This is a genomic window from Actinomadura sp. GTD37 (genome assembly GCF_041951365.1).
Classification (GTDB): Bacteria; Actinomycetota; Actinomycetes; order Streptosporangiales; family Streptosporangiaceae; genus Spirillospora.
Genome location: NZ_JBGNUS010000006.1, coordinates 600,445 through 606,679, shown reverse-complemented (window position 1 = coordinate 606,679; position 6,235 = coordinate 600,445). Strand labels below are relative to the sequence as shown.

The following is a 6,235-nucleotide window of genomic DNA, read 5'->3' as shown; positions in this document are numbered from 1 at the left end:
CGGCTTCTGGAACACCACCGACGAACTCCGCCAGAACTGGAACCAGGACAAACGCTGGGAACCCACCTGGAACCACCAACAACGCCAAACCGGCTACGCCGGATGGAAGAAGGCCGTCGAACGCACCTACGGCTGGGTCGACGTGGACTGACGGCGGTCCTTCTCTTCGGGCCGGGGATGATCTAGCATCCGCCGGTGACAGCGTTGTCACCGTCCGGAGTCAGCTCCGGCCCGCCGAGAGGACTCCCGCATGCCCAGACGCCTCGCCGCAGCCGTACTCGCCGCCGCCGCGGGAGCCGGGACGCTCACCGCGGGCGCCGCGCAGGCCGCCGCCGTCCCGCAGCGGGCGCCGCACCAGGGCCGGGCGGACGTCGACTTCGCCGGGATCGTCGCGCTGAGCAACTGCTCGGGGTCGCTGGTGCGGGGGCCGCGCTCCCGCGACGCCGACGCGGCGCTGGTCCTGACCAACGGCCACTGCCTGGAGTCCGGGATGCCGGCGGCGGGCGAGGTCGTCGTCGACCGGGACTCGTCCAGGACGTTCACGCTCCTCGACCGGACGGGCCGGGGCGACCTCGGCACCCTCCGGGCGACCAGGGTCGAGTACGCCACGATGACCGACACCGACGTCACCCTGTACCGACTGGACGCCAGCTACGCCGCCATCCGGCGGCGCTACGGCGTGTCCGCGCTGCCCCTGTCCACGGCCGCGCCGCGCGCGGGCACGGAGATCCGGGTCGTGTCCGGCTACTGGCGGAAGATCTACGGCTGCGCGATCGACGCGACCGTGTACCGGCTGCGCGAGGCCGGCTGGACCTGGAAGGACTCCCTCCGCTACACGCCGCGCTGCGAGACGGTCCACGGCACGTCCGGCTCGCCGGTCGTCGACGCCCGGACGCGCCGCGTGGTCGGCGTCAACAACACCGGCAACGACGACGGCGAGCGCTGCACGCTCGACAACCCCTGCGAGGTGGGCCGCGACGGCGGGATCACCGTCCGGCACGGCGTCCACTACGGCCAGCAGACGTACCTGCTCGCCCGCTGCCTCGGGAAGGGCAACGACGTCGTGCTGGACGGGAACTGCGCCCTGCCGAAGCCCTGACGGCCCGCCCCGTCCGGGCGTCCGGTCAGCCTTCCGCCAGCAGGCCCATGCGGAGCCGGTCGAGGGTGGCGCGGAGCAGCCGGGAGACGTGCATCTGGGACAGGCCGATCTGCTCGGCGATCTGCGTCTGCGTCTTGTTGCCGAAGAACCGCAGCAGCAGGATGGTGCGTTCGCGTTCGGGCAGGTCGTCGATCAGCGGGCCGAGGGCGTGGCCGTCGATGAAGGCGTCCAGGGCGGGGTCGTCGGAGCCGAGGTACTCGCCCACCGTGCCGTTCTCGCCGCTGGGCGACCCGTCGGCGGGGGCCTCCAGGGACAGCGGGCGGTAGGCGTCGCAGGCGATGATGACCTCGACGGTCTCCTCCTCGGTGATGCCCATGAGGGCGGAGATCTGCGCGGTCGTGGGGGAGCGGCCGTTCTCGCGGGTGTAGTCCTGCACGGTGCGCTGCAGGATCGGCCGCAGCTCCTGGATGCGGCGCGACACCCGGATGCCCCAGGTCTTGTCGCGGAAGTGCCGTTTCACCTCGCCGGTCACCACCGGGTAGGCGTAGGTGACGAAGCGGTCGCCGACCTCGGGGTCGAACCGGTTGATGGCCTTGACGAGGCCGAGGTAGGCGACCTGCTGGAGGTCGTCCAGGGGCTCGCCGCGGTTGGCGTACCGGCGCGCCACGCCGCGGACCAGGGCGGCGTGCATGTCGACGATGCGGGCCCGGAGCCGCTCCCGCCGGGGATCGTCCTCCCCGAGCCGGTTCATCTCCGCAAGCAGGATCTCGGTCTGTCCGTCGTTGAACCGGGTCGTCTGCGCCGACGTCATACGGTGCTCTCCTTTGCGGACGAGGCCGGCGAGGGCATGGGCTGTCGCTCGGTGCCGACCCTCTACCCGTCAGGCGGACGATCACACGGCGCCGCGGCGGCCGTGCGTATAGACGCACGTCAGGCGGGTAACCGGGCGGTGAGGCAGGAGGTGGCCCGTGAGCACGATCACCGAATCGGTCAACGTCACCGTCCCGATCCGCGCCGCCTACGACCAGTGGACGCGGTTCGAGTCGTTCCCGCGGTTCATGGACGGCGTCGAGGAGGTCCGCCGGCTCGACGACACGACCCTGCGCTGGACGACCCGGATCGCGGGCGTCCTCCGCGAGTTCGACGCGCGCGTCACCGAGCGGGTGCCCGGCGAGCGCGTCGCCTGGAGGTCCCTGAACGGGCCGACCCACGCCGGCGTGGTGACGTTCCACCGGCTGGACGAGACCACCACCCGCGTCACCGCGCAGCTGGAGATGGACGCGGCCGGCTTCGCCGAGAAGGCCGGGGACCGGATCGGCGCCCTGACCCATCGCGTGCGCGGCGACCTGCGGCGCTTCAAGACCTTCGTCGAGTCGCACGGCGACCGGGCCGGTGACCGGGCCGGTGACCGGGCGGCCGGCGCGGGCAGGCCGGCCGCCCCGGATCTTGACGGCCGGTAGACTCGCGGGCGCCCCGGCGGCGGGCCGGGGACGCGGCGGTGGGGCCCGCCGCACCCGGCACGGGGTGAACCGCGGAGACGTCCGCCGACGGTCCCTACCGGTGAACGCCGTCGCTACTGGTAGGAGCACGCCATGCCCGGCCCTCCCGCGGATCCCGTGGACCCCGATGTCGACCTGCACGTCCCGGAGCAGCGCGCCGAGCTGCGCCGGGCGCCCTGGGCGACGCTGGGCGCGATCTCGGCGGGCGGCGTGCTCGGGGCGCTCGCGCGGTACGGGCTGAGCACGGCGTTCCCGTACGGGCCGCGGGACTTCCCCTGGCCGGTCTTCTGGGTGAACGTCTCGGGCTGCCTGCTGATCGGCGTGCTGATGGTGCTGGTCGCCGAGCTGCGGCGGGTGCACCGGCTGGTCCGGCCGTTCCTCGGCGTGGGGGTCCTCGGCGGGTACACCACGTTCTCGACCTACACCGTCGACGTCCAGCGGGCGGTGGAGCACGGCGCGCCGCGGGTGGGCCTGGCCTACCTCGCGCTGACGCTCGCCGCCGCGCTCGCCGCCGTCCTCGCGGGGGCGCGGCTGACGAGGGCGCTGGTCCGGCGCCGGGCCGTGCGGGACGCCGGGTGACGGTCCTGCTGATCGCGCTGGGCGCCGCGTTGGGCGCTCCGCTGCGCTACCTGACCGACCGCGCGGTCCAGGCCCGGCACGACTCGGTGTTCCCCTGGGGGACGTTCACCGTCAACGTGGCGGGGTCGTTCCTGCTGGGCCTCCTGGCGGCGCTCCCGGCGGACGGCGGCGTGATGGCCTTCGCGGGGACGGGATTCTGCGGCGCCCTGAGCACGTACTCCACGTTCGGCTACGAGACGCTGCGCCTCGCCGAGGACGGTGCCCACTCCTACGCGCTGCTCAACGCCGCCGCCGGCATTGCGGCGGGGCTGGGCGCCGCCTACTGCGGCATGGTCGTCGCCCAGGCGCTGCCCGCCATGTGAACGGTCGGCCGGGCGGCCCGCGGGCCGAATGTGGCGCGGCCCAGGCTCGCAGTTCGTAGCACCTGGCTCCGAGCTCGCGAGTGGGCCGCGAGGTGACTCTGCCCATAAGGCCGTGTCCGTAAACCGGCAGGTGTCTGAAGTGTGCCGTGAGGGGCAGGGCGGTGCGGTGCGCACGGAACGGCGGCGGGCCCGCCGAACGGCGCATGGGAGGGACGGCCGCGGGTAGCAGTCGGCTGAACGTCTTCGGCCGCCGTCGCGGCTGCGCAAGGGGAGGCCGCGGATGCGCGTCCTGGTGACCGGGTGGCCGAGCTTCCTGCACGGCGAGGCCACGGCGGGCGACGTCCTGGCGATGGAGGCGGTGCGGCGCGGGCTGGCCGGCGCGGGCGTCGAGTGCGAGCTGGCGTGGAGCCCCGTCTTCCGGCCGGGCGGGCTGGACCTCGACCGCGCCGACCCCGCGTCCTACACGCATGTGGTGTTCGCCTGCGGGCCGCTGCACGGGCCCCAGATCGCGGAGCTGCACCGCCGGTACGCGCGCTGCGCCCGCGTCGCCGTGGGCGTTTCGGTCATCGATCCGGACGACCCGGCGGTCACCGGGTTCGACGCCGTCCTCCCGCGCGACGCGCCGGTGGAGGCGCCCCGGCACGACCTGGCGGCGCTGCCGGCCAGCCCGTCCGTCCCCGTCGTCGGGGTGGTCCTCGCGCCCGGCCAGGGAGAGTACGGCGGGCGGCGGCTGCACGAACGGGTCGGGCGGGAGCTGACCGGCTGGCTCGGCGCGCGCGAGTGCGCGCGGCTGCCGCTCGACACGCGGCTCGATCCGCGCGACTGGCGCCTGTTCGGGACGGCGGCCGAGCTCGAATCGGTGCTGCGCCGGCTCGACCTGGTGGTGACGACACGGCTGCACGGCCTCGTCCTGGCGCTGAAGAACGGGGTGCCCGCGCTCGCCGTGGACCCGGTCGGCGGCGGCGCGAAGGTCACCGCGCAGGCGCGGGCGTGGTCGTGGCCCGCCGTCGTGACCGTGCCGGAGCCGCCGGACGAGGTGGCGCCCGGAGAGGGGGCGCCGGTCCTCGACACCGCGGAGCTCGACCGGTGGTGGGACTGGGCGCTGTCGCCCGAGGGCGCCGGGCGGCCCGCGCTGCATCCGCCGGACGGCGGCATGATCGGCGAGCTGCTGGACGTGCTCGGCGTACGTTAAGAGCCCCATAATTCGGGAAGTTTTCGCATTTCAGGCGTTGAAAGGAGCGTCCGTCATGCGGCATGAGGAGTTCATCGGACAGGTCCAGGACCGCGCCCGCCTTCCGGGCTGGGGCGACGCCGAGCGGGCGTCCCGCGCGACCCTGGAGACGCTCGGCGAGCGGGTGCCGGAGGGCCTCGCCGACAACCTCGCGGCGCAACTCCCGCACGAGATCGGCGAGCATCTGCGCCGCACCGAGGTCTACGGCGGCGCCGGCAGCGGGGAGCGGTTCGACAAGCACGACTTCGTGGAGCGGGTCGCCGTCCGCGCGGGGACCAGCGAGGCGCGGGCCGCGTTCCTCGCGCGCAGCGTGCTGGAGGTGGTGGACGACGCCACCCAGGGCTCGATCACCACGAAGGTGCGCCACGCGCTGCCGCCCGACATCCGGGAGCTGGTGTCGTCGGGCAGCTCGGGCTGACCGCCCGCCCCGGGGCCGGACGGGGCCGGAGCGCACGCGGGCGGCGCTCCGGCCCCGTCCTCCGCCGGGCCCTTCGGGCGGTCACGCGGGCCGGGCGACGAGGAGCTCCCTGCCGAACCATTCGATGGTGCCGCGCAGGCCGTCCTCGATCGTGATGCGGGGGCGCCAGCCGAGCACGTCCTCGGCCAGGCCGGTGTCGGGGCGCCGGACGCGCGGGTCGTCCTCGGGCCGGTCGATGAACCGCACCCGCGACGGCGAGCCGGTCAGCTCGATGACCAGCCCGGCGAGGTCGGCCATGGAGATCTCGTACGGGCTGCCGATGTTGACCGGCCCCGGGTGGCCGGACAGGGCGAGGGCGACGATGCCGCGGACGGTGTCGTCCACGTGGCAGATCGACCGGGTCTGCGAGCCGTCCCCGGTGACGGTGAGGTCCTCGCCGGTCAGCGCCTGCCGCAGGAACGTCGGGACGGCCCGGCCGTCGTCGGGGCGCATCCGCGGCCCGTAGCTGTTGAAGATCCGCACGATCGCGGCGTCGAGGCCGCGGGCGTGCCGGAACGCCGACGTCAGCGCCTCACCGAACCGCTTGGCCTCGTCGTACACGCTGCGCGGCCCGACCGGGTTCACGTTGCCCCAGTACGACTCGGGCTGCGGGTGCACCAGCGGGTCCCCGTACACCTCCGAGGTGGACGCGAGGACGAACCGGGCGCCCTTGGCCTCGGCCAGGTCGAGCGCGTTGCGGGTGCCCTGGCTGCCGACCTCCAGCGTCTGGATCGGGTACCGCAGGTAGTCGGCGGGGGACGCGGCGGAGGCGAGGTGGAAGACGTAGCCGACCTCGCCGGGGACGCTGACCGGCTCGGTGAGGTCCCGTTTCAGGAACCGGAAGTCCCGCCGCCCGGTCAGGTGCGCGATGTTGCGGGACGTCCCGGTGAGCAGGTTGTCCAGGCACACGACCGAGACGCCCCGGGCGAGGAGGGCCTCGCACAGGTGCGACCCGAGGAAGCCGGACCCTCCGGTGACGACGGCGCGTTGATGTCTCATCATTCCCCC

The 6,235-nt window shown here is 74.1% G+C and carries 8 protein-coding genes; 6 read left to right on the top strand and 2 right to left on the bottom strand.

Going from position 1 to position 6,235, the window contains the following annotated elements:
* Positions 1-250: 250 nt before the first annotated feature.
* Complete coding sequence (locus ACA511_RS30355; protein ID WP_375028071.1) at positions 251-1,099, top strand: serine protease; 849 nt, start codon at positions 251-253, stop codon at positions 1,097-1,099.
* 25 nt (positions 1,100-1,124) lie between these two features.
* Here ACA511_RS30355 and ACA511_RS30350 read toward each other — a convergent pair whose 3' ends face one another.
* Positions 1,125-1,910, bottom strand: coding sequence for a SigB/SigF/SigG family RNA polymerase sigma factor (locus ACA511_RS30350; protein WP_375028070.1), 786 nt, complete (start codon positions 1,908-1,910; stop codon positions 1,125-1,127).
* 157 nt (positions 1,911-2,067) lie between these two features.
* On the opposite strand from ACA511_RS30350, the gene ACA511_RS30345 reads away from it, so the two are divergent.
* The 5 genes from ACA511_RS30345 (at position 2,068) to ACA511_RS30325 (ending at position 5,188) form a co-directional block, all read left to right on the top strand.
* Positions 2,068-2,559 carry an SRPBCC family protein gene (locus tag ACA511_RS30345; protein WP_375028069.1) on the top strand — a complete coding sequence of 164 codons (492 nt, stop codon included), beginning with the start codon at positions 2,068-2,070 and terminating at the stop codon, positions 2,557-2,559.
* 132 nt (positions 2,560-2,691) lie between these two features.
* Entirely contained in the window at positions 2,692-3,177 is a 486-nt protein-coding gene (locus ACA511_RS30340) for a fluoride efflux transporter FluC (protein WP_375028068.1), read from the top strand.
* The gene (locus ACA511_RS30335; RefSeq protein WP_375028067.1) at positions 3,174-3,539 is read left to right on the top strand and encodes a fluoride efflux transporter FluC; all 366 of its coding nucleotides are present in this window, start codon (positions 3,174-3,176) and stop codon (positions 3,537-3,539) included. The genes ACA511_RS30340 and ACA511_RS30335 overlap by 4 nt, the downstream gene beginning before the upstream one ends.
* 280 nt (positions 3,540-3,819) lie before the next feature.
* Positions 3,820-4,731: a polysaccharide pyruvyl transferase family protein gene (locus ACA511_RS30330; protein ID WP_375028066.1), complete on the top strand. Its 912-nt coding sequence runs from the start codon at positions 3,820-3,822 to the stop codon at positions 4,729-4,731.
* Positions 4,732-4,786: 55 nt separating this feature from the next.
* On the top strand, positions 4,787-5,188 hold the full coding sequence (locus tag ACA511_RS30325) for a DUF2267 domain-containing protein (RefSeq protein ID WP_375028065.1): 402 nt from the start codon (positions 4,787-4,789) through the stop codon (positions 5,186-5,188).
* An 81-nt stretch (positions 5,189-5,269) separates the two neighbouring features.
* Here the strand turns inward: ACA511_RS30325 and ACA511_RS30320 are convergent, their stop codons facing one another.
* Positions 5,270-6,226: an NAD-dependent epimerase/dehydratase family protein gene (locus tag ACA511_RS30320; RefSeq protein ID WP_375028064.1), complete on the bottom strand. Its 957-nt coding sequence runs from the start codon at positions 6,224-6,226 to the stop codon at positions 5,270-5,272.
* Positions 6,227-6,235: the final 9 nt, after the last annotated feature.

Excerpts from the sequence above, each read along its gene's own strand:
- ACA511_RS30355 (WP_375028071.1), top strand. The coding sequence starts at position 251 with ATGCCCAGACGCCTCGCCGCAGCCGTACTCGCCGCCGCCGCGGGAGCC.
- ACA511_RS30325 (WP_375028065.1), top strand. The coding sequence starts at position 4,787 with ATGCGGCATGAGGAGTTCATCGGACAGGTCCAGGACCGCGCCCGCCTT.
- ACA511_RS30340 (WP_375028068.1), top strand. The coding sequence starts at position 2,692 with ATGCCCGGCCCTCCCGCGGATCCCGTGGACCCCGATGTCGACCTGCAC.
- ACA511_RS30330 (WP_375028066.1), top strand. The coding sequence starts at position 3,820 with ATGCGCGTCCTGGTGACCGGGTGGCCGAGCTTCCTGCACGGCGAGGCC.
- ACA511_RS30320 (WP_375028064.1), bottom strand. The coding sequence starts at position 6,226 with ATGAGACATCAACGCGCCGTCGTCACCGGAGGGTCCGGCTTCCTCGGG.
- ACA511_RS30350 (WP_375028070.1), bottom strand. The coding sequence starts at position 1,910 with ATGACGTCGGCGCAGACGACCCGGTTCAACGACGGACAGACCGAGATC.